Here is a 20,340-nt window from a genome sequence, read left to right on the forward strand (position 1 = left end):
GGAGCGCTGCTGAGCATGGGCGGTGGCGGCATCCTCGCTACGCGGGCCTCCAATGCAGGCGCATTCGAGAGCAATGGTATTCTGGAGATCGACCCAGTCGGAGAGTTCGGCGCTCAGCCCTCGGCCGGAATCGTACATGGCAACCGCCAACTGGTTGAGCTTACCGAGTTCAACAGCGTGAACGAATCACCGGGGCTCATTCAGCGTATCCACTCCACTGTGCCCGGTTCGATGGCCCATTCGCCGATTGCGAATCTTGATGGTTCGACGAAGGCGATCGATCGACATCTGCGATTTCGTAATAGCTACGGCTCGATAATATGGATATGTATAGCATTCCCCGACTCGGTCAACTGTGGGGGGCATTTGGGGGAACATGCTACACGTGGTTGGTGGGCCATCGGTCTCAACCAGGAAGTGTACGTTCTCAAGACGCAGTCCCGATGGGTCTACTACTTCGCTGAGGCCGAGGATGGTGCTGTCTGGGCTGGAGAGGATCTTTCTGCTTGTGTGCTGAGAACCAGTCCTTTTGATAACTGCAAAGAACACTGCTTGTTCGGTGATCGAAGAGTTGGGATGAGGGGGAAGACTTTCTATTCCGACACGCTGATAGTGAATTTAGTCAGATGAGCGGCTAATACTGCTGGGAGAACTCCTTCTGGGGCAGCCCGCTCACCTCGAAGGCTTCAGCGACACGGAACCGTCAGAGCGCAGCGAAGATGTCGCCGAGGGTGGCGAGCATCGACTCTGAGTCCCGCACCTGGAACGTCGCTGCCTGGACGCTCGCGGATTCGATGCGGTCGACGCGGAGCATGCGCACTGCTCCGCGCAGGTGGTCCCAGACGAGCAGGTACCACGCGGGCCAGCTCAGCAGCAGGTAGTGTGGCTCCACCGTGCGCACCGTGCGCACGTCGTTCGAGCGGTACGTCAACTCCAGGGCGCGCTGCTCGAAGAAGGACTCCTGGAGGGGACGTAGCACCGCCGCTCGGGGAGGCTTCCAGGTCGCGGTGACGTTCCGTGAAGTGGGGCCGACGAGGATGCGACGGCGCAGCTTGCCGACGCGTGCGCGCTCCTCCGGTGGGAACGAGGCGGCGAGCTTTTGACGCAGGCTTTTGAGTGTCGAGAGCAGGAGCGGGGACTCGAGTCGCTCAGCGAGCGCCAGGGCGAGCAGGAGGTCGAGCAGCTCCTGGGCGCTGAGCTGCACGCGCCCGAGCCCCGTCCGGGGCGGTACCCGAATGCCGCCGCCTCGGCCTGCGTCTGACTCGATGGGGACCCCGCGGGCGGAAAGCCGGGACAAATCCCGTCGAACGGTGCGCACGCAGACGCCGAGCTCCTCCGCCAGCTCCGGGGCCGTCCAGGACGGCCGGGAGGCGAGGAGACCCAGGACACGGTCCAGGCGGTCGGTGACGGGCTCGCGCTTCAAACGTGACTCATTCTGTCACGTTCTGAGGCCATGGTCACTGGGTCGCGAACGGGCGCGGCCAGGACACGAGAGAGCCCCATGAACACCTTGCGCGGATTGAGCACCTTCAACCTTTGGGCGGATGACCTTCGAGCGGCGACGCGCTGGTACGCGGAGCTGCTCGGCGTGGAGCCTTACTTCAGCAGCGAGGCCGCCGGACGCGGTCCCGGATATGTCGAGTTCCGCATCGGCGATTACCAGTATGAGCTGGGCATCATCGACCGGCGATTTGCTCCGCCGGGGCTCTCCACGACGCGGGGCGGTACGGTCGTCTACTGGCATGTCGACGACCTCGCCGCCACGCTCGAACGGTTGCTCTCGCTGGGGGCCCAGCTCCTCGAAGGCATCACCGAGCGTGGCCTCGGCTTCGTCACGGCGTCGGTCATCGACCCCTTCGGGAACGTACTGGGCATCATGTTCAACCGTCACTACCTGGACGTCCTGGGAGGTGCCCGTGGCCAGCGTTAGGCGGGAGGTGCGTGGGGGCGCGGCGATGGATGCGCCGGTGATTGCGTTCCGGAATGCGGCGGAGTTCGAGGCGTGGCTCCAGACGCATGCCGATGCTCCTGCTGGCGTCTGGTTGAAGCTCGCGAAGAAGGGGACGGACATCCCGTCACTCACCGATGACGAGGCGGTCGACGTCGGGCTCTGCTTTGGATGGATTTCGGGGCAACGGAGGTCGCTCGATGCGCGCTTCTATCTGCAGAAGTACGTCCCGCGCCGGCCGCGCAGCCGCTGGTCCTGTGTGAATGTGAGGAAGGTCGAGGCGCTGCTACGCGCGGGCAGGATGCGGCCCTCGGGGCTCGCCGAGGTCGAGGCCGCCAAGGCCGATGGGCGCTGGGACGCGGCCTACGCGTCCCAGAAGAACGCCACGGTGCCGGAGGACCTGGCAGTAGCGCTGGCTGCGAGCCCGCGTGCCGCGCGGGTGTTCGAGGCGCTTGGCAAGACGCGACGGTACGGACTCATCCTCAAGGTAATGACAGCGCGTACCGAGAAGGGGCGCGCGAGTCAGGTCCGCCGTGTCGTCGCAGAGCAGGACGCGGCGGCGGATTGAGCGCGGGTGGGGCACACCGAGGGCACATGCTGCCCACCAGGAGCAATCCGCTCACGGGTGCGAGCGGCTCCGCTCCTGGATGAAGCGATCGAGGTCCTCGTCCTGCCCCAGATGGCGGAGCGCGCGCGCCTGGTGGCCAGCGTGGCGAAAGCCGGCCTTCTCCAGCACACGCCGGGAGCCGGGGTTGCGGGAGAAACAACTGGCATGGAGGGATTCCAGCCCGAGCGTTTCGAAGCCGTAGCGGACCAGGGTCTGGGCTGCCTCCGTGCCAAAGCCCTGTCCCCAGTACGCGCGGCCGAGCCAGTATGAGAGCTCGGCCGTGCGAGGGCGCTCCTCTTCGGCCTCCACCAGCCCGGCCAGGCCCATGAACTCGCCAGACTCGGAATGGCTGAGCGCGAAGACATGGGAACGTGCATCCAGCGAGGCAATCCAGGCTTCCGCCATGCCGTCCTCGAACGGATGTGGGATTCCCGCCGCGTTCGCCGCCACCTCGCGGTCACCCGCCAGGCGCTGAATGGCGCTGGCGTCGTCAGGGAGGAGGGGGCGGAGAATCATCCGGGCGCTCACGAGGGCTTTCTCCCCGCGCTCAGGGGCGAGCGCGCGCCGGATGACAGGGCGCAGGTCGGCCGCGCCGAGCGCGTCCAGGGCAAGCTCCCATCGGCCTTCGGCGCAGAGCCCGCTCAGGCCACCGTCCTCATAGGCCCGCAGGGCCACCGTCCGCAGCGCTTCGCGAACCGCCTCGGCGACCGCGTGCCCTGCTTCGTCACAACGCTTGCAATCGAGCTCGACACCGAGGCGGCTGCGCCTCCCGTCCTCGGCGAGGACCCAGGGGCGCACCGTCCAGGGAGGGTCATGGCGCATGTGCTGCCGGTGGCCACACTCGAGGTCAGCCACCCAGTGGTCTTCCCGGTCGAGGTGGAAGCCTGTGATTTTCTGTTTCATCGGTCCCTGTGGCGTTGGAGGCGGGGGACACGATAGGGATGGAATCGCGGCGAGCGGAAGCGCCGCGACAACGTCGCAAGACCTTCTCTGGAAATGCCAGCTTCGGGAAGCGTGTCCTGGAGCTCCAGGCGGCTCAGGCGCGGACGACGCAGCGGAACCCGATGTGCGACGTGCCGCTGTCCACGGCCTGCGGTGAGCGCGCCGCCGGGCGGTAGCGCAGGCAGTAGTTCGGCGCGCACAGGTGGCTGCCGCCCTTGAGGACGCGCCGGGGAATCTTCACCTTCGGCAGGCACGGGTCCAGGCTGCGATCCGACGTGGCAGGGCCCCGAGGATTGACGGGGATGCAGCAGGGCTTTCCGCCGTTCGCCTCGTGCCGCTCCTGGTACCAGTCCGAGGTCCACTCCCACACGTTGCCGGCCATGTCGAAGAGGCCGTAGGCGTTCGGTGGGAAGCTGCCCACGGGGGACGTGCCCTCGAAGCCATCCGTGTTCAGGTTCTGCCAGGGGAACTCCCCCTGCCAGGTGTTGGCCATCAGCTTGCCACCCGGCGCGAACTCGTCGCCCCAGACGTAGACCTTCCGGTCCAGGCCTCCGCGCGCGGCGTACTCCCATTCCGCCTCGGTGGGCAGCGTCTTGCCCGCCCAGTGCGCATAGGCGAGCGCGTCCTCGAAGCAGGCGTGTACCACCGGGTATTGTTCGCGCCCCTGCCAGGTGCTGCCCGCGCCTTCGGGGTGCTTCCAGCAGGCGCCCGCCGTATAGAACCACCACTGCGTCAGGTCGCGCAGGTCCACGCGAGCGAGCGTCTTCTTGAAGACGAGCGAGCCCGGGACGAGCAGCGCTGGATTCGCGCCGGGAAAGTCGTCGGGGTTCAAGGGGCGCTCGGCCACGGTGACGTAGCCGGTGGCCTCCACGAAGCGCGCGAAGTCCGCGTTCGTCACCAGCTGGCTGTCCATCCAGAAGTCCGTCACCGTCACCTGGTGCGTTGGCCGTTCCTCCGGATAGTGATGGTCCGAGCCCATCCAGAACGTCCCACCGGGGATGTAGACCATGCCCGGCAGCGAGCGGGCTTCCTGCCCCACGCCGTCCTCGAGGGGCCGGCCGCCCTGGGCCGGGACTTCGTCGATGACGTCGATGCTCATGTGCGTGCCTCCTTCCCTACGAGAACGGAGGGGCGCGCCGTGCCCCGGCAGCAAACGTGGGGGGCCACGCGGCACGGAACAATCCGGCCCTCAAGGGTAGGCCTCGTGTCCGCGCCTGCGCCCGCCGGTCGTCGCCCGGCCTGGGGGCGCTTGTGGGGTCCTGGACGCAGCCCCACCGTGGAGACGGCGCCCTCATGGACCCGCACTCGACGATTGCTGAATTCTCCCTGGTGAAGGGCGGGCCGCTCTTCGAGACCGAACGCCGGCTCCGGCGGGGTCCGCGCAAGCGTCATGACCCCGTGTTGCGGGCGCTGGCCTTCTCGGCGATCGGCTGGTTGCCCCTGCTGCTCTTCACGCTGCCTTCGGGCGGGCCGACCGTGGGCTCCCTGTTCAAGGAACTCCAGGTCCATGCGCAGTTGCTGGTGGCGTTGCCCGTGCTCCTCGCCGCGGAGCCCTACATCGACGGCCGCCTGGCTTTCGCCGTCCGCCAGTTCCTCAATTCGAACCTGGTGGCGACGGATGGCCTCCAGACGTTCGAAGCGGATGCCCGGCGCGCCATGCGCTGGCGGGACAGCTATATCGTGGAGGCGCTGCTGCTCATCCTGGCGTATGCCCTCACGTTCATCACCCCGGCCGACGCCTCCCGGTCGTGGACCCTCAGCGGCGACGGGTTCTCCATGGCGGGGTGGTGGAACCTCGCCGTGAGCCAACCCCTGTTCCGTTTCCTGGCGCTTCGGTGGCTCTGGCGTGGCGTCATGTGGAGCGCCTTCCTGCTGCGTGTGTCACGTCTGCCGCTGACCCTGGTTCCGACACATCCGGACATGATGGGCGGGCTCGGGTTCCTGCCTGTCTGCCAGGCCAGCTTTTCGCCCGTGGTGTTCTCCCTGGCCGTGGTGGTGGCGGCATACACGTCCCGGGTGGAGCCCAAGGACCTGTCGGCCAACCCCGCGGCCTACGTGATTCCGCTGGTGGTCATCGCGGCCGGCGCGGTGGTGCTGGTGTTCGCGCCGATGAGCTTCTTCGTTCCCCAGCTCGTGCGGGCGAAGCGGATCGGTGACGAGGACTTCTCGAAGGTCGCGGCCAAGCACTCACGGCAGTTCGAACACAAGTGGTTTCGGGGCGGACCGGAGCCGGAGCTGCTGGGGGCGCCGGAGATGTCCTCGCTGGCGGACATCGGCACGGCCTTCACGCTGTCGCGGAGGATGCGCCTGTTGCTCTGGGACAAGATGGCCCTGCTGGCCGTGGTGGGGGCGGCGCTGGCGCCACTGGTCCTGTTGCTGGTGATGGACCGGCAGTTCATCTCCGTCCTCAAGTTCATCCACGATGGCTTGAGGTGACGCGGGCCCGGAGGGCTCCGGGCCCGGTCATGCCGATGCGCTCAGAACGTGGCGCCGACGTTCAGCGTGGCGTTGTAGCTGGAGCCTCCCGCGAACGTGACCTCTGTCAGGGGCTGGTTCTCCGCGGGCGGCAGCGTGGGGACCAGCTCCTGGTTGAAGAGGAGGTTGTAGTTGGCCCGCAGGTCCGCGGTGAAGGAGCCGGTGTAGAAGCGCAGCCCCGCGCCCAGCGGCACGGCGCCGGCGGTGTCGTCCCGGTAGCCCAGCGCTTCCGCGCCGCGGCGGACGTTGTACCAGTTCATGCCGAGGCCGCCGAGGAGGTACGGCTGCACGGGGCTCGCCGTCAGGCCGATGGTGGCCACGGCCTGACCTCCGTTGCGGACGATGTCCGGGTTTCGCGCCAGGTCCTCCAGGCCGCGCCGGTCGAGCTTGTTGATGGCGCCGGTGTAGCCCAGCTCGATGCCCAGCACGGTGGACGGTTTGAGCGTGGCCGTGGCGCCGTACGCCGCGCCCGGATCGATTCGGGGGGCCAGCCCACCGCTGTAGCCCTCCACGCCGCCGCCCACGGTGACGGTGAGCCCGCGCATGTCGGGCTTGTCCTTGGCCAGCGCCGTGCCTCCGCACAACGCGCCCGCGACGACCAGTGCCTGGATTCGTTTCATGTCGAGCGCCTCCAACAGACGGGGTTGTTCCGCCAGGAAGCTGGGGCCGCGGACAGACTGGTTCAAGGCGAGACGGCAAGGCATCTCCGCGAGCCCTCCCAAGCGTGCCTGTGTCCCACCGCCGGGCACCCCACTTGGGGCGGTGGCATTGTCCGGCCGGGTTGAAACGGGAATCGCGTGGCTTTATAGAGGGGGGCGCCAGCGGCCTCATCGTGAGGGTGTCTGGCCCGGACGAGGCGCGCCGTACCCGGTCAGGACAAGACGACGCGACAACGGGAGTCGTACGTCATGTCCTGGATTCTACTCGTCATCGCGGGGTTGCTCGAGGTCGGTTGGGCCATCGGCCTCAAGTACACCGAGGGCTTCACCCGGCTGGTACCAAGCGTCCTCACGGGCGGTGCCATCGTCGCCAGCATGGTGCTCCTGGGGATCGCCACGAAGAACCTGCCCATTGGCACGGCCTATGGTGTTTGGGTCGGCATTGGCGCCGTGGGCGCGGCCATCATGGGCATCGTGCTCTTCAATGAGCCGGCCACGCCCGCGCGCGTCTTCTTCCTGGTGTTGCTCCTCACCTCCATCGTGGGCTTGAAGGTCACCAGCGGCCGGTAGGTGGCCCTTCGGTGCTGATTTCCCAGGCGCTGCCTTGAAGGCAGCGCTACACGTGGGGTCATGCGCGATGCGTTCCTGGGTGGAGGTCGTCCGAAGCGGCGGGGCCTGTGGCGGTATGCCCTGGGCGTGATGGGGCTGGGCGTGGGCGTGGGTGCCCTCCTCACGTGGACGACGACGGACGGCCTCCAGTCTTTCGGGGCGCGGGCAGATGGGGCGCGCCTGGAGCGGATGAAGGCATCGTCGCGCTACCAGGCCGGCATCTTCATCAACACCGCTGGTGCCAGGCTGCCGCAGAATGGGCCGGACTGGGGCACGTTGAAGGAGATGCTCTTCGGCACCCAGCAGCGTACGCCGCCGTCCGCGCTGCCCATGGAACGGGATGTGGCCGCGGCGCTGGCGAAGCCGCCGGAGAGCGGCCTGCGCGTGACGTGGCTGGGCCACTCCACGCTGCTGGTGGAGATTGACGGCTTCCGCATCCTCACAGACCCCATCTGGGGCGAGCGCGCGTCGCCGTCCACCATTGCTGGGCCCAAGCGGTTCCATCCGCCTCCGCTTCCGCTGGACGCGCTGCCGGATGTGGACGCGGTGCTGCTCTCGCATGACCACTACGACCACCTGGACATGCCCACCATCCGGGCGCTGGTGCCGCGCCAGGTGACGTTCTACGCGCCGCTGGGCGTGGGGGCGCACCTGGAGAAGTGGGGCGTTCCGGCGGAGCGCGTGGTGGAGCTGGACTGGTGGCAGGAGGTGTCACTGGGAGAGGGGGAGGGCCGCCTGCGCATGGTGGCCACGCCCGCTCAGCACTTCTCCGGCCGGGGCCTGACGGACCGCAACAGCACGTCCTGGACGTCGTGGACGCTGCTGGGCTCGCAGCATCGGGTCTTCTTCAGCGGGGACACGGGGCTGACGGAGGAGTTCGCGGAGGTGGGGCGCCGCTTCGGTCCGTTCGACGTCACCATGTTCGAGGTGGGCGCCTTTCATCCATCTTGGGGAAGCATCCACCTGGGGCCGCAGCAGGCGCTGAAGGCGCATGAGATGGTGCGGGGACGCACCTTGCTGCCCATTCACTGGGGGACGTTCAACCTGGCGCTGCACGCCTGGGATGCGCCCGCGAACGAACTGGTGGCCGGGGCGCGTGAGCGGGGCGTAAGTCTGCTCACGCCCGTCCTGGGCCGCCCCGTGGAGCCGACGCGGGAGCGCGCGGACATGGCGTGGTGGAGCACGGTGCAGGCCGCTGCTGTCGCTGGCGACGCGCCTTGATGTATCGCCGAGGCCCTGACGTCACCCGGCGTCAGTCGGGACCCTGACAACCACGTCCCGGTCCTTCGGCGGTCGCGTATGACTGCTTTGTCATGCTTCGGCCCGTTTTCAAGGTCTCCCGACGATGCATTGAGATGTCTGTCGTTGGGTATGAGACATGCAGTGCGGCCGGGCATGATTCGAACGGTCCTCGTAGCGGTGCTCCTGTTCGCAGGCGCCGGGAAGGCTGAAGGCGTGGAGGCAGCGTCGGTGCCGCAGGCCCCTCGCGCGGAGCGTGCCGGGCTGGCCATCTGGACGGCCTCCTTCATGGATTGGGGCCTGCTTCTGGTGGGGCCCATCCTGGGCGTGGGCCTCAATGTCGCGCTGCCGGTGGGCGTGAACGTGCCCTTGACGGAGACAACGGATGGCGTCTTCGAACTCCGGCCCATGCTGGCTCGCACGAACTGCACCAACATCCACGGAGACGCCGTGCCCCGTTGCGGCACCCTGCAAGCCCTTCGGGCCACGGTGGGCCTGGCGTGGACGCCCTGGCCGGGCGAGCGAGGCGATGGCTTCTTCATCCAGCCCAAGCTGAGTGGCATGGTGACGCATCAGACCGTGCGTGGGACGGAAATCCCAGTCACGGCGGAGGGCACGAGGATGGAGACGGGCGGACAGGTCTCTCTCGGGTTCGACGTAGGGTACCGGAAGACGTCCCGCCGCTCGCGTTCTTTCCTGGCTCCGGTGATCGGCGTTGGCGTGGGCTATAGCTGGAACCAGCAGCGCAGGCGGGTCGACCCGGGGTGGCTCTTTGCTCGGCAGCCGGCACGTGGCTGGAAAGACAAGTTCATCGTGGACCTGAACCTGGACCTCTTGCGGTTCGGGGCCACGTTCTGACTCGGGTTTCAATGCCGAGCTGTGGTGGGTGAAGTCCATGCCCGGCGTGAATTTGCGCTGGGAAAGCAGTCGCCTGTGCCCGCGGCGTAAGGGGTTCCCGAGGGATTGCACCCCCGCACGCTGACGCCCACAATGCGACGCGTCTGGATTGTCAGATGGAGCATCATTTCCCGTTTTGAGCCCGAATCGGGCACGGCCGGATGCGACTCTCACTCACCCATAAAATCACCCTGGCGCCCATCGTCGTGGCGCTCCTGTTCGTCCTTCTCACCCAGGGCTACACGGTGCCTCGGCTCCAGGAGGCCTTCGAGGCGCAGGGGCGGGAGCTGAGCGGCGCGCTGCCGACGGTGCTCGCCGCCGCGGTGGCGGACGGAATGAAGCGGAGCGCGCACGACGAGGTCCAGCAGACGCTGGAGGCCGTGGCTCGGCATGGTGGGGCGGCCTACGTCGCCGCGTTCGACGCGGGTGGGACGCTGGTGGGCGTGGCCGGTGAGAAGGCCCAGATGCTACGGGATGCCCGCGAGCAGTTGAGGTCCTCCGAGGGAGGGCTCGTCCTGCGGGATGGGGACACGGAGCTGCAGGACCTGGTGGCGCCGGTGCCAGATGACGCCGGCTGGGTCCACGTGGGCTTCGACCGCACCCATGCGCGGGGGCTCGTGGAGGGGGCGCTGGCGAACGTGGGCATCACCGTGCTGGTCGCGCTGCTCGTCTTCGCCGCGGCGGCCTTCCTGGTCAGCCGCGCCATCGTGTCGCCCCTGAACCAGCTCTCCTCTGCGGTCCGCCATATCGCCGAGCGCGGCGACCTGCGGCAGACGATTCGCATCGACTCGGATGACGAGGTGGGGCAGCTCGCGCGGGCCGTGGGCATGCTGGTGGGCAAGCTGAAGGAACTGCTGCATCAGCTCCAGTCCTCCACGGAGCTGCTGAGTGACTCGGTGTCGGGGCTGACGGAGTCGGCGGATCAGCAGAATGAGATGGTGACGCGTCACGCGGCCGCGTTGCAGGAGACGCAGGTGACGGCGCAGGAGATTCGCCAGACGGCGATGCTGGCGTCGGGCTCCGCGGAGTCCGTCATTCAGGTGGCCGAGCGCGCCGAGCAGCTGAGCCGCACCGGCGAAGAGGCCGTCTCGGCGAGCATCGACGGCATGGAGGAGGTGCGCAACCAGGTGGCGGAGATCGCCGCGCGCATCACCTCCCTGGGCGAGCGGACCAGGCAGATCAGCGGCATCACCGAGACGGTGAAGGACCTGGCGGACCAGTCCCACCTGCTGGCCGTCAACGCCGCCATCGAGGCGGCGCGGTCCGGGGAGCACGGCAAGGGCTTCGTCGTGGTGGCGAAGGAGATTCGCGCGCTGGCGGACCAGTCCATCCGCGCCACCAACCAGGTGCGGCGCATCCTCCAGGACATCAATCAGGCCATCATCGGCACGGTGGAGATCACCGTCGAAGGCACCGAGCGCATGGAGGCGGGGCTGGCGCAGGTCCGCACGTCCGGCGAGACGCTGAAGGAGCTCACCGCCATCGTCGAGGACAGCACCGCGGCGGCGCGGCAGATCGCGCGGACGGTCAGCCAGCAGGCCACGGGAATCGAGCAGATCTTCACCGCGGTCAACGAGCTGAACACCCTGATGACGGACACCGTGTCCCGCATCTCCACGACCAGTGACTCCGCCATGTCCTTGAAGATGCTCTCCGAGCGCGTCTCCCAGGTCGTCCGCGCCTACGACGTCTGACGGCGCCGCTGGAGAAGCGGTGAGCTTCTTCGACCGCTACGACGTGGACGGAGCGGCCTTCTTTCGTGGCGCCTGTTTCGTGGCGTGGGGGCGCTTCGCTGAGACGCGGCGGCGCTTCGCGCTCAGATGCACCTCGTCGCTCCGGCAGACGCGCACATGGAGGAAGCGCTGGAGCTGGGAGAGCGCCAGGTCATGGTCGTCGTCGCTCTCCGCCGCGCAGCAGTCGCTCAGCACTGTGAGCTGGTATTCGTGCATGTGCGCGTCATGGGCGCTGAAGAAGATGCACAGGTTGGTGGCCAACCCCGCGAGGATGAGCTTCCGCGTTCCCAGATGCTCCAGCAAGGGCACCAGGGAGGTGGCGAAGAAGGCCGAGTGCTTGGGCTTGAGGATGAAGTAGTCATCCGGCTCCGGCTTGAGGGCCCGGGCGACGTTCCGGCCCCGGCTCCCCTTGCGGGTGCAATGGGCATAGGTGTCGCGGAAGTTGCTGCGCCAGTACCCGAAGTTGTCGTTGACGTAGATGACGGGGACGCCGGCCCGCCGCATCCTGGCCGCGAAGGGGCCCAGGCGTTCCACCATGCGCAGGGCCCACGGGAGGACCTTCTCGCCGCCGGGGAAGTCCAGGTCGTTGATGACGTCGATGATGAGCAGGGCCGTGTCGGAGCGTCTCCCCGCTGACATCCGCTGCCGTGGCTTCGTGGTTCTGGCCTTCCGCGTCACATCCACCCCGTCTTCAGGAGGCTGCTGCGCGGAAGGGTAAGCACGGCCCCGGGGGACGGCGAGTCACTTCCGTCAGCGGGACTCCGCCTTCTTGTAGCGCAGGCGCTTCATGGCCTCGAAGCGGGCCCTGTCCTTGGGCGGCGTGGTGGCCACCAGCCCGTCGAGCATGCGCTTCGAGCTCTGGAAGATCTCCTCGACGGCGACCTCGAAGGCGTCGGTGTTCTGCTTCGACGGCGTCCGCGTCCCGGCAATCTTGCGGACGAACTGAAGCGCCGCCGCGCGGATGTCGGCATCGGTGGCGGGAGGCGCGAAGTTGAACAGGGGCTTGATGTTCCGGCACATGCCCTCAGGGTAGAGCGAGTCCGGAAAACAGGCCATTGCGCATCACGGAGTCCTCGTCATGGGCGTGTCCTTCCCGGCACCGAAGACCGAGTAGAGGACTGGGAGCACCACGAGGGTGAGCAGGGTGGACGACAGGACGCCTCCAATGACGACGGTGGCCAGGGGCCGCTGGACCTCCGCGCCGACGCCAGTGTTGAGCGCCATGGGCACGAAGCCGATGGCGGCCACCGCGGCGGTCATCAGCACGGGCCGCAGCCGGGACACGGCCGCATGACGGATGGCTTCACCCAGGGTCTGACCTTGCTCCAGCAAGGCGCGAACCCGTGAGACGAGCACCATGTCCCCCAGGACCGAGACGCCGGACAGGGCAATGAAGCCCACGGCGGCGGAGATGGAGAAAGGCAGTCCTCGCAGCAGAAGCGCGAGCACGCCGCCCACGAGCGCGAAGGGGACGCCCGCGAAGATGCGCACGGCGTCCAGGACGCGCTGATAGGTGAGGTAGAGCAGCAGGAAGATGAGTGCCAGCGCGACCGGCACCACGATGAGCAGGCGCGTCTGTGCGCGTTCGAGGTGTTCGAACTGACCGCCGTAGCGGATGTAGTAGCCCGCGGGCAGCTCCAGCTTCTCATCGAGTGTGCGGCGGACCTCCGCGACGAAACCGCCGAGGTCGCGTTCTCGCACGTTGGCCTGGACCACCAGCCGCCGCTTGCCCCACTCGCGCTGGATGGTGGTGGGGCCGGACGTCTCCTTCATGGTCGTCAGCCGTCCCAGAGGGACACGCTCGCCGCCGGGCGCGGCCACGGGGATGGTGGCGAGCCGCGTGGGCTCCTCGCGGTACTCCTCGGAGAGGCGCACGGCCAGGTCGAAGCGGCGCTCGCCTTCGCGCACTTCCCCGACGATGCGCGTGCCCACTGCTTCCACGACGTCGAGGACGGAGCGGGCGGGAATCCCGTAACGGGCCACCGCCGCCCGGTCCACCGTGACTTCCAGCACGGGCTGGCCCGTCACCTGCTCCACGGTGACGTCGGCGGCACCGGGAATCGCCTTCACCAAGGGCTCCAACTCACGGGCCTTGGCCTTGAGCACGTCGAGGTCATCCCCGAAGAGCTTGATGCCGACGTCGCTTCGCACGCCCGCGATCATCTCGTTGACGCGCATTTCAATGGGCTGGAGGAAGGCCATGCGCATGCCTGGGAGGTCCGCCAGTTCGGCCTTCATCTCGTTCACCAGCTCCTCCTGGGTGGTCGCCCGCTTCCACTGCTCCCGGGGCTCGAGGGTGATGAAGACGTCGGAGAGCTCGACGCCCATGGGGTCCGTGGCCACCTCCGCGGTGCCGGTCCGGGTCCAGACGCGTCGCACCTCGTCTGGGAACCGGGACAGCAGCACCCGCTCGATCTGGCTGCCATAGCGGATGGATTCGGAGAGGGAGACCTCCGCCAGCCGCACGGTGTTGATGACGAGCGTGCCTTCGGACAGGCGGGGGACGAACTCGCTGCCAAGGCGCGTGGCGGCGAGGGTGGCTCCCACGATGAGGAGCGCGGCGGTGGTCAGGGTGACCCGCGCGTGGGCCAGCGCCCATTCGAGGACGGGCCGGTAGATTCGTTGGAGCCAGCGCATGAGCCGTGGCTCATGGTGAGGGCCGCCGCCTCGCTTCAGTGCGAAGGAGGCCAGCACTGGCATCAGCGTCATGGAGAGCAGCGCACTGCCCAGGAGCGCGAAGATGACCGTGAGGGCCATGGGGCGGAACAACTTCCCCTCCACGCCTTCGAGCGCGAGGATGGGCAGGTAGACCACCATGATGATGAGCTCGCCGAAGAGCGTGGGCTTGCGGACCTCGACGGCGGCATCCCGCACCACCTCCAGCAGGGAGCGTCCGTCCCGGGCCTCGGAGAGTCGCCGCTCCGCGTTCTCCACCATGATGACGGAGGAGTCGACGACGAGCCCGAAGTCGATGGCGCCCAGCGACATGAGCGTGCCGGCGATGCCGAAGCGCAGCATCGCGTTGAAGGCGAACAGGAGCGACAGCGGAATGGCCGCCGCCACGATGAGGCCGGCGCGCCAGTTACCCAGGAAGATGAAGAGCACCGCGATGACGAGCAACGCGCCTTCCAGCAGGTTGGTCCGGACGGTGCGCAGCACGTGGTCCACCAGCTCGGTGCGCTCATAGACGGGCTCCACGCGCACGTCCTCCGGCAGCGTCCGCTGGATGTCCTCCAGCCGCTGGGCGAGCGCCTTCGTCACCGTGTGGGAGTTTTCGCCTACCAGCATGAAGCCCAGGCCCAGCACGGCCTCGCCCTCGCCATCCGCGGTGGTGGCGCCGCGCCGGATTTCATGGCCCACCTCGACGCGCGCCACGTCCCGGATTCGCACGGGGACGCCGTGGTGCGCCGCGATGACCACGTCCTCGATGGCGTTGCCGTCCGCGAGCACTCCCACCCCGAGCACGAGCGTCGCCGTGCCGCCCCGCTCGAGCACGCCGCCCCCGACGTTGGCGTTGTTCTCCTCCAGCGCCCGGTAGATGTCTCCGAGGGACAGGTTGAACTGCTGCAGGCGGCGAGGGTCGACGATGACGTGCCACTGCTTCTCCGCGCCGCCCCAGGCATTCACCTCCGCCACGCCCGGCACGCTGCGCAGCTGGGGCGCGATGACCCAGTCGTGCAAGGTGCGCAGCGCCTCGAGGCTCTTCGTCTGGCTCTTGACGAGATAGTGGAAGACCTCGCCCAGGCCGGTGGCGACGGGTCCGAGCGTCGGGGGCGCGATGCCCGCGGGTAGCTGCACCCGGCTCAGCCGTTCGGATACCTGCTGCCGCGCGAACCACAGGTCGGTTCCGTCTTCGAACTGGAGGGTGACCTGGGAGAGGCCGAACTTGGAGATGGAGCGCAGCTCGCTGACGCGAGGCAGGCCCGCGAGCGCCTGCTCCACGGGGACGGTGAGCTGGCGCTCCACTTCGTTGGGCGTGAGCGCCGGTGCGACGGTGTTGACCTGCACTTGCGTGGGCGTCGTGTCCGGGATGGCGTCGATGGGCAGCGCCCGGAAGGCGAGCAGGCCCGAAATGACGAGGGCCCCCGTTCCCAGGAGGACGGCCCAGCGGTGGGACAACGACCATTCGATGACCCGGGTGAGCATGGCGGCTACTCGCCTCCCGCCGTCTCGCAGCAGCCCGCGCCGATGGCGTCCTTGAGAATCTCCGTCTTGAGCAGGAAGGCGCCGGTGGTGACGACCTCCACCCCCGCCGAGAGGCCCTTGACGATTTCCACCTCCTCGCGCGTGCTGGCGCCCAGCTCCACCGCGACGGGCTCGTAGAGCCCCGGTTGCTTGCGCACGAAGACCAGCGTCTGGCCTTCCGCGCGTTGGATGGCCGCGTGGGGAACCAGCACCGCCTCATGCTCCGGAGCGACCTGCACCCGGGCCCTGAGGAAGAGTCCGGCCTTGAGGGTGCCGTCGGGGTTGGGCAGTTCGACCCGGGCGCGTACCGTGCGGGAGGTCCGGTCCACCGACGCGCCCACGCGGGTGAGCGTGGCATCACGCGTCTGGCCGGGCATGCTTTCGAAGGTGAGGGTGACGCGCTGTCCCGCGCGAACCTGGAACGCGTCCGCCTCCGGAATCTCCAGCAGGGCCCACATGGTGCTCAGGTCCGCCACCTGGATGAGCGGCTGCCCAGCGGATGCATGGCGTCCGGCGACGGCGTCTCGCGCCACCACCGTCCCCGCGAAGGGTGCCGACAAGGCATAGGTCCCCTGCGGGCCCTGGCCGTTGGCGCCCGCGGCGGAGAGCGCCGCGCGGGCGGCATTGCGCTCGGCCTCGGCCGCCGCGACCTCCGCCTGGGCGGTCTCCACGTGTTTTCGTGCGCGGATTCCGCTCGTGGCCAGCTGCTGCTCGCGCTCGAGCGCCGAGCGCGCCACCGTCAGCCGCGTCTGCGCCGCCGACAGCCGTCCCTGGTCCGCGCCCACGGCCCCCGAGGTGACGAGCACCAGTGGTTGGCCCGCCTTCACCTCGTCGCCGACGTCCACGCGGACGTCCGTTATCAGCGCCTCGCTGCGGGCGGACAGCTGCGCCAGCCGGTTCTGGTTGAAGTCGAGCTGCCCGACGACGTCCAGGGTCCGGGCAAAGGGCCGCTTCACCGCGCGACGTGTCTGGATGCCAGCCTCGCGGGCCGTCTCGGCGGACGCGAGGCGGACGCGTGTGCCCGGCTCGGGGAAGGTGGGGGGCTGGGCGCCCGCGGCCTTCACCAACTCTGGGTGGCAGTACGGGCAGACGGACTCCGGGAAGCCGTGCTCCCGGCAGTAGTCACCGGCCTCGATGAACTTCGCGACCAGCGACGGGTTGCATTGGGTGCAGCGGGATTCGGGGACCGCGTGCTCCTTGCACCAATCCTTGGGGGCGGTGTCGCGCGTGGTGAAGGTGAGGCCCGGGTTGCATTGGAAGCACTGGGATTCGGGGACGCCGTGCTCACCGCACCAGTCGTCCTGGTCCTTGAAGACGTCGATGAGGTCGGGGTTGCACCGGGTGCACAGCTCCGCGGGGACGCGGTGCTCACAGAGCGCGACCTCGGACGGGGTGGACGTGCCTCCCGAGGCGGCTGGCGGTGAAGGCGCCTTCGCCGTGGGGGGACTCGCTTGTTGGCTGCAACTGGCGGCGCTCAGTGCCAGCAGCACCGCCAGGACGCTGGGGCCGACTCGGGAGGCACGCATCTACTTCACGCCCTTCTTGGAGAGCTCCGGGTTGCAGAGGACGCACTGGGATTCGGGCCGCGCGTGCTCGGGGCACCAGTCACCCTTGGCCTTGAAGACGGGAGCCAGCTTCGGGTTGCAGCGGGCACAGAGGCTCTTCTGGACGCCGTGCTCGCAGCGCGGCTTCTGGGCCCCGGCCGTCTGGGGCGGCTGGGCGGGCTTGCTCTCGTCGGCCAGGACGGGGGCGGCGAACAGGGACAGGACGACGGACAGCGTACGCAGCGAGTGCATGTGAGGCGCTCCTGCCGGGGCGTGTGCCCACGGCGGTGGTGGCCCGCGCGAAGGCGCGCGGGAAGGTTGGACAGGGCTTGGGCGGAGCGGGAGGACGTTCGCGCACGCCCGGCCACGGCGCTCGCAAGACACACGTCTCCCGTGAAGGGCGGTGTCAGGCTCTGGGCGGCTGGAAGATGTCTGTCCCCACGCCGGAGAGCGTGGGCTCATCCACGCGCGAGGGGATGGGCAGCGGCCGGGGCGGCGGGATGAGACGCGCGGTGGGCGCCGCGGGAGCGGGGGCGGCTCTCAGCGGGCAGCACACGCACAGCACACAGTTGGGCGAGCAGTCCTCGCACTCGTCGGATGCCTCTTCCGCGCATTCGTCGTGCACGTCCGACGCCAGGGCCAGCGTCTGGAAGACGCCACCCGTCATCAGGACGAGGAGCACGGCGAGAAATCGCAGGAGGGACTGCATCCGGGACCGGCTTATTAAATGGGGCTTGGCGGTGTCAATCCAGCGGGCGAGGCGCTGAGGGTGGGGGTTCGCGTATCAGGCGCTCCAGCAGACGGCGCATCGCGCCGGCATCCCATTCCCGCGGGCCCGAGAAGCGGGCGACTTGGCGGCCGTCGACCAGGAGGACGCTGACGGGGAGCTGGTCCACGCCGAACGCGTCACCGGCTCGTTTGTCCACGTCGAGGCGCAGGTGGAGCGGCGCGGGGGGAGGCCCCTTGAAGAAGGACTCCACCGCCTGGGGCGTCTCGTCATGGCTGAAGACGACGACCTGGAGGTCCTCGGGGGGCGCTTGGGCCAGGGCGACGAGCTGGGGTGTCTCCTGCCGGCAGGGCGGACACCACGACGCCCAGAACACGATGAGCAAGGCGCGGGAGGGCGGCGCGTCCGCGACGGTGGGCGCGGTCCCCTGGAGCCGGACATAGGCCGGTGGGGGCTCGCTCTTGCATGCCCAGGTCAGCGGCGACAGGCCGAGCAGGAGCAGGCTCAAGGCGGTAGGCGTGCGCATCCTGAGGGTGATACCTCAAGACGCGGCGCCTGCCATGCGCGCCTGGGAGCAGGCCGGAGCCCACGAGGGAGCTCCGGCCCGGTGGGGTTCAACGACTAGAGCTTGGCTGCCGTCGCGCTGAAGGCAGCGCAGGCGGCGGGCACCGCGAAGCCGTTGGTGGGCGTCGTGCCGCTGGAGCCGCTGGACACGGCGTTGGTGCCCAGGCCGAACGCGGCGAAGGCCGTCCACAGGCGGCAGACGTCCTCGCCACCGTGCAGGGTGGTGGCCGCGGTGATGATGCCGTCACGCACCTGGGTGAAGGTGGGGCTGCACGGCGTGTTCTTCAGGCCCTGGGTGAAGTACAGCATCATGCGCTGGTTACCCGCGGTGCCCGTGGCGTCGTACAGGTTGGCGCTGAAGCCGTGGTGGTTGACCAGGGCCCAGTAGGCCTCCCACATGCCCTGGGCGAACACGGCACCCACGCCGTGCGGAACCGCCATGCCGTTGATGCTGGCGTAGGTCCAGGTGTTGACGGCGCTGCTGGTGCTGTAGCGCTGGGGACGGATGCCCACGCCCGTGGTGGGCTGGTTCAGGGCGTAGGTGCCCACGCCGCGGCCCTGCGCGCCGGTGTCCGTCGCCTTCGCGGTGTAGAAGAGCGACAGGAAGTCGCTGATGCCCTCGCCCGGCTGCTGGCGGTTCGACAAGCAGGACACATTGCTGGGGCCGCCCACGAGGCGGTTGGAGATGCCGTGGCCGTACTCGTGGACGATGATGCCGGTGTCCAGGTCTCCGTCCTTGTTCGGCGTCACCGTGTTCCAGCGGTACATCTGCATGCGCGGCCGCTGGCCATCCGGCGGGGTCATGAAGTTGGCGTTGTTCATGCCGCCGCCGTCCTGCGCCTCCGCGCGGACGTCGTCGTTGCCGATGCCGCCCCGGCCGTAGTTGTTGACCTGGAAGTTACCGGACGCCTCATCGAAGCCGTACTGGTACTGGACGTCGTGGATGATGTTGTTCCAGTAAAACAGGTTGGTGACGGCCGCGGGGATGTACGTGGAGGGCGCGCTCGTGAGGGTGATGGGGAAGTCGCAGTGGATGAGCGCGGTGCAGTTGGGCTGCACGGCGGGCGGCAGGCCATCGTTGTTGGTGTCCTCGTAGGCGTGGACGTTGTTGCCGCGGAGGGTGGTGTACTCCGCGCCGGCCGCGCCGTTCGTATCGTGCCAGCCGTAGGGCGACGCCGTGGCGTTGGCAGGGTTGGAGACCAGCACACGCCCATCCGACGGCGGCAGCGGCGTGGTGTGGTTGGGGCTCTCCACCGGCAGGGGATAGACGCGGTAGGCATCATCCGCCGCCACCCAGTCGAAGCGGGTCCAGACCTCGCCCGTGGACGCGTCCACCGTGACGTCGTAGGCGTGGTCGTTGTCCAGGGTGTGGACCTGGAAGCGCCACACCAGCCGGGCCTCGCCACGGCGGACCGGCAGCACCGCCAGCTCCGCGTCGATGGGCTCGGTGGACAGGCCCTCCACCGCCACGCGCGTGCGCTGACGCGCGCCGGGCTCGGCCTTCAGGGACTGCGGCGCCGCGGAGAGGCGGACGCCCAGGTGCTTCGCCACGCCCACCACCGCGTCCGCGGCGCTCAGGCGCGGCGTGGTGCCAGCGAGTGAGGACTCCAGGGCCGGGAGGAAGTCGCTATGCACGCTGAGCACGCGGCCGTCGCGGTCCACGTTGATCTGGAGCTGGCCGTTGTAGACGGGCAGGCCCCGGTACGTCTGGCGCAGGTACAGGTTGGTGATGCCGCTCACCTTCGAATAGACGCGGTCCGTCACCTCGAGGTTCGCCAGGTCGTTGAGCCCCAGCCCGAGCGCGTCCCGGTGCTTCTGCACGAAGTCCAGGCCAATGGCCATCGGGTCCCCGCTGCGCGGGCCGGAGAGCGCACCCACCGGATTGGTGAGCGAGCGCACCAGGCCGTTGGACTCGTCGAACTCCACCATCAGTTCCGGCACGGCCTGCCGCAGCGCGGCCTGGCTGGACGTCTGGGCAGACGAGATGCCAAACCGTGCCTGCGCGTTGTAGGCATCACGCGCATCGTAATTACGAATGCCTTCCTCTGAATGGACTGCCATTGCAGCGGAACCCGTGAGGGTTCCCACGAGAAACACCGCATGAAAAAGGCGCCTTCGGTAAGGACCTGAGGACATGTCGTGCTCCTGCACTGCGGGTTGACCGCGCTCCTCTGGGAGCTACGGTGCTGGAGCGGCAGAAATCACACTTTG

20 protein-coding genes and 1 riboswitch are annotated in these 20,340 nt (G+C 68.5%); of the genes, 8 read left to right on the top strand and 12 right to left on the bottom strand.

Features of this window, described 5'->3' with window-relative positions; all coding sequences use genetic code 11:
• Positions 1 to 15: 15 nt before the first annotated feature.
• Positions 16 to 630: a DUF1036 domain-containing protein gene (locus tag BLU09_RS38375; RefSeq protein ID WP_167371166.1), complete on the top strand. Its 615-nt coding sequence runs from the start codon at positions 16 to 18 to the stop codon at positions 628 to 630.
• 73 nt (positions 631 to 703) lie between these two features.
• On the opposite strand, the gene BLU09_RS26795 is transcribed toward BLU09_RS38375, so the two are convergent.
• On the bottom strand, positions 704 to 1,423 hold the full coding sequence (locus tag BLU09_RS26795; protein ID WP_090492429.1) for a helix-turn-helix transcriptional regulator: 720 nt from the start codon (positions 1,421 to 1,423) through the stop codon (positions 704 to 706).
• Positions 1,424 to 1,501: 78 nt separating this feature from the next.
• Between BLU09_RS26795 and BLU09_RS26800 the strand changes: the two genes are divergently transcribed.
• A complete protein-coding gene (locus BLU09_RS26800; protein ID WP_090492431.1) occupies positions 1,502 to 1,930 on the top strand; it encodes a VOC family protein in 429 nt (142 codons plus the stop codon).
• A complete protein-coding gene (locus tag BLU09_RS26805) occupies positions 1,917 to 2,516 on the top strand; it encodes a YdeI/OmpD-associated family protein (protein WP_244172056.1) in 600 nt (199 codons plus the stop codon). Before BLU09_RS26800 ends, BLU09_RS26805 begins: the two co-directional genes overlap by 14 nt.
• A gap of 51 nt (positions 2,517 to 2,567) precedes the next feature.
• On the opposite strand, the gene BLU09_RS26810 is transcribed toward BLU09_RS26805, so the two are convergent.
• The gene (locus tag BLU09_RS26810; protein WP_090492434.1) at positions 2,568 to 3,458 is read right to left on the bottom strand and encodes a GNAT family N-acetyltransferase; all 891 of its coding nucleotides are present in this window, start codon (positions 3,456 to 3,458) and stop codon (positions 2,568 to 2,570) included.
• Between the two features lie 133 nt (positions 3,459 to 3,591).
• On the bottom strand, positions 3,592 to 4,596 hold the full coding sequence (locus BLU09_RS26815) for a formylglycine-generating enzyme family protein (protein ID WP_090492436.1): 1,005 nt from the start codon (positions 4,594 to 4,596) through the stop codon (positions 3,592 to 3,594).
• 194 nt (positions 4,597 to 4,790) lie between these two features.
• Here BLU09_RS26815 and BLU09_RS26820 point away from each other — a divergent pair, with 194 nt between their 5' ends.
• Positions 4,791 to 5,933 carry a hypothetical protein gene (locus tag BLU09_RS26820; RefSeq protein WP_244172058.1) on the top strand — a complete coding sequence of 381 codons (1,143 nt, stop codon included), beginning with the start codon at positions 4,791 to 4,793 and terminating at the stop codon, positions 5,931 to 5,933.
• A gap of 41 nt (positions 5,934 to 5,974) precedes the next feature.
• Here the strand turns inward: BLU09_RS26820 and BLU09_RS26825 are convergent, their stop codons facing one another.
• Positions 5,975 to 6,592: a hypothetical protein gene (locus tag BLU09_RS26825; RefSeq protein WP_244172059.1), complete on the bottom strand. Its 618-nt coding sequence runs from the start codon at positions 6,590 to 6,592 to the stop codon at positions 5,975 to 5,977.
• Between the two features lie 207 nt (positions 6,593 to 6,799).
• A riboswitch (guanidine-III (ykkC-III) riboswitch) is annotated at positions 6,800 to 6,863 on the top strand.
• A gap of 17 nt (positions 6,864 to 6,880) precedes the next feature.
• Between BLU09_RS26825 and sugE the strand changes: the two genes are divergently transcribed.
• The 4 genes from sugE to BLU09_RS26845 all read left to right on the top strand — a co-directional run bounded on the left by sugE (position 6,881) and on the right by BLU09_RS26845 (position 11,070).
• Positions 6,881 to 7,201 (top strand): quaternary ammonium compound efflux SMR transporter SugE, encoded by a 321-nt coding sequence (gene sugE, locus BLU09_RS26830; protein ID WP_011553683.1) that lies wholly within the window; start codon positions 6,881 to 6,883, stop codon positions 7,199 to 7,201.
• A 60-nt stretch (positions 7,202 to 7,261) separates the two neighbouring features.
• Positions 7,262 to 8,461 (top strand): MBL fold metallo-hydrolase, encoded by a 1,200-nt coding sequence (locus BLU09_RS26835; RefSeq protein ID WP_090492441.1) that lies wholly within the window; start codon positions 7,262 to 7,264, stop codon positions 8,459 to 8,461.
• Between the two features lie 174 nt (positions 8,462 to 8,635).
• The gene (locus tag BLU09_RS26840; protein ID WP_244172060.1) at positions 8,636 to 9,337 is read left to right on the top strand and encodes a hypothetical protein; all 702 of its coding nucleotides are present in this window, start codon (positions 8,636 to 8,638) and stop codon (positions 9,335 to 9,337) included.
• A gap of 200 nt (positions 9,338 to 9,537) precedes the next feature.
• On the top strand, positions 9,538 to 11,070 hold the full coding sequence (locus tag BLU09_RS26845; protein WP_090492443.1) for a methyl-accepting chemotaxis protein: 1,533 nt from the start codon (positions 9,538 to 9,540) through the stop codon (positions 11,068 to 11,070).
• Positions 11,071 to 11,106: 36 nt separating this feature from the next.
• Here BLU09_RS26845 and BLU09_RS26850 read toward each other — a convergent pair whose 3' ends face one another.
• The 8 genes from BLU09_RS26850 to BLU09_RS26885 all read right to left on the bottom strand — a co-directional run bounded on the left by BLU09_RS26850 (position 11,107) and on the right by BLU09_RS26885 (position 20,190).
• A complete protein-coding gene (locus tag BLU09_RS26850) occupies positions 11,107 to 11,748 on the bottom strand; it encodes a cysteine hydrolase family protein (protein ID WP_090492445.1) in 642 nt (213 codons plus the stop codon).
• A 111-nt stretch (positions 11,749 to 11,859) separates the two neighbouring features.
• Positions 11,860 to 12,129, bottom strand: a complete 270-nt coding sequence (locus BLU09_RS26855) for a DUF2277 domain-containing protein (protein ID WP_026114134.1) — start codon at positions 12,127 to 12,129, stop codon at positions 11,860 to 11,862.
• A 42-nt stretch (positions 12,130 to 12,171) separates the two neighbouring features.
• Positions 12,172 to 15,255, bottom strand: a complete 3,084-nt coding sequence (locus BLU09_RS26860; protein ID WP_090492447.1) for an efflux RND transporter permease subunit — start codon at positions 15,253 to 15,255, stop codon at positions 12,172 to 12,174.
• A 5-nt stretch (positions 15,256 to 15,260) separates the two neighbouring features.
• On the bottom strand, positions 15,261 to 16,820 hold the full coding sequence (locus BLU09_RS26865; protein ID WP_090492449.1) for an efflux RND transporter periplasmic adaptor subunit: 1,560 nt from the start codon (positions 16,818 to 16,820) through the stop codon (positions 15,261 to 15,263).
• Positions 16,821 to 17,090: a hypothetical protein gene (locus tag BLU09_RS26870; protein WP_090492451.1), complete on the bottom strand. Its 270-nt coding sequence runs from the start codon at positions 17,088 to 17,090 to the stop codon at positions 16,821 to 16,823.
• A gap of 154 nt (positions 17,091 to 17,244) precedes the next feature.
• Positions 17,245 to 17,547, bottom strand: coding sequence for a hypothetical protein (locus BLU09_RS26875; RefSeq protein ID WP_090492452.1), 303 nt, complete (start codon positions 17,545 to 17,547; stop codon positions 17,245 to 17,247).
• Between the two features lie 34 nt (positions 17,548 to 17,581).
• Entirely contained in the window at positions 17,582 to 18,091 is a 510-nt protein-coding gene (locus BLU09_RS26880; protein WP_090492454.1) for a TlpA family protein disulfide reductase, read from the bottom strand.
• A 95-nt stretch (positions 18,092 to 18,186) separates the two neighbouring features.
• Positions 18,187 to 20,190 carry a M36 family metallopeptidase gene (locus tag BLU09_RS26885; protein WP_244172061.1) on the bottom strand — a complete coding sequence of 668 codons (2,004 nt, stop codon included), beginning with the start codon at positions 20,188 to 20,190 and terminating at the stop codon, positions 18,187 to 18,189.
• Positions 20,191 to 20,340: the final 150 nt, after the last annotated feature.

It is taken from the genome of Myxococcus virescens (assembly GCF_900101905.1).
GTDB lineage: Bacteria > Myxococcota > Myxococcia > Myxococcales > Myxococcaceae > Myxococcus > Myxococcus virescens.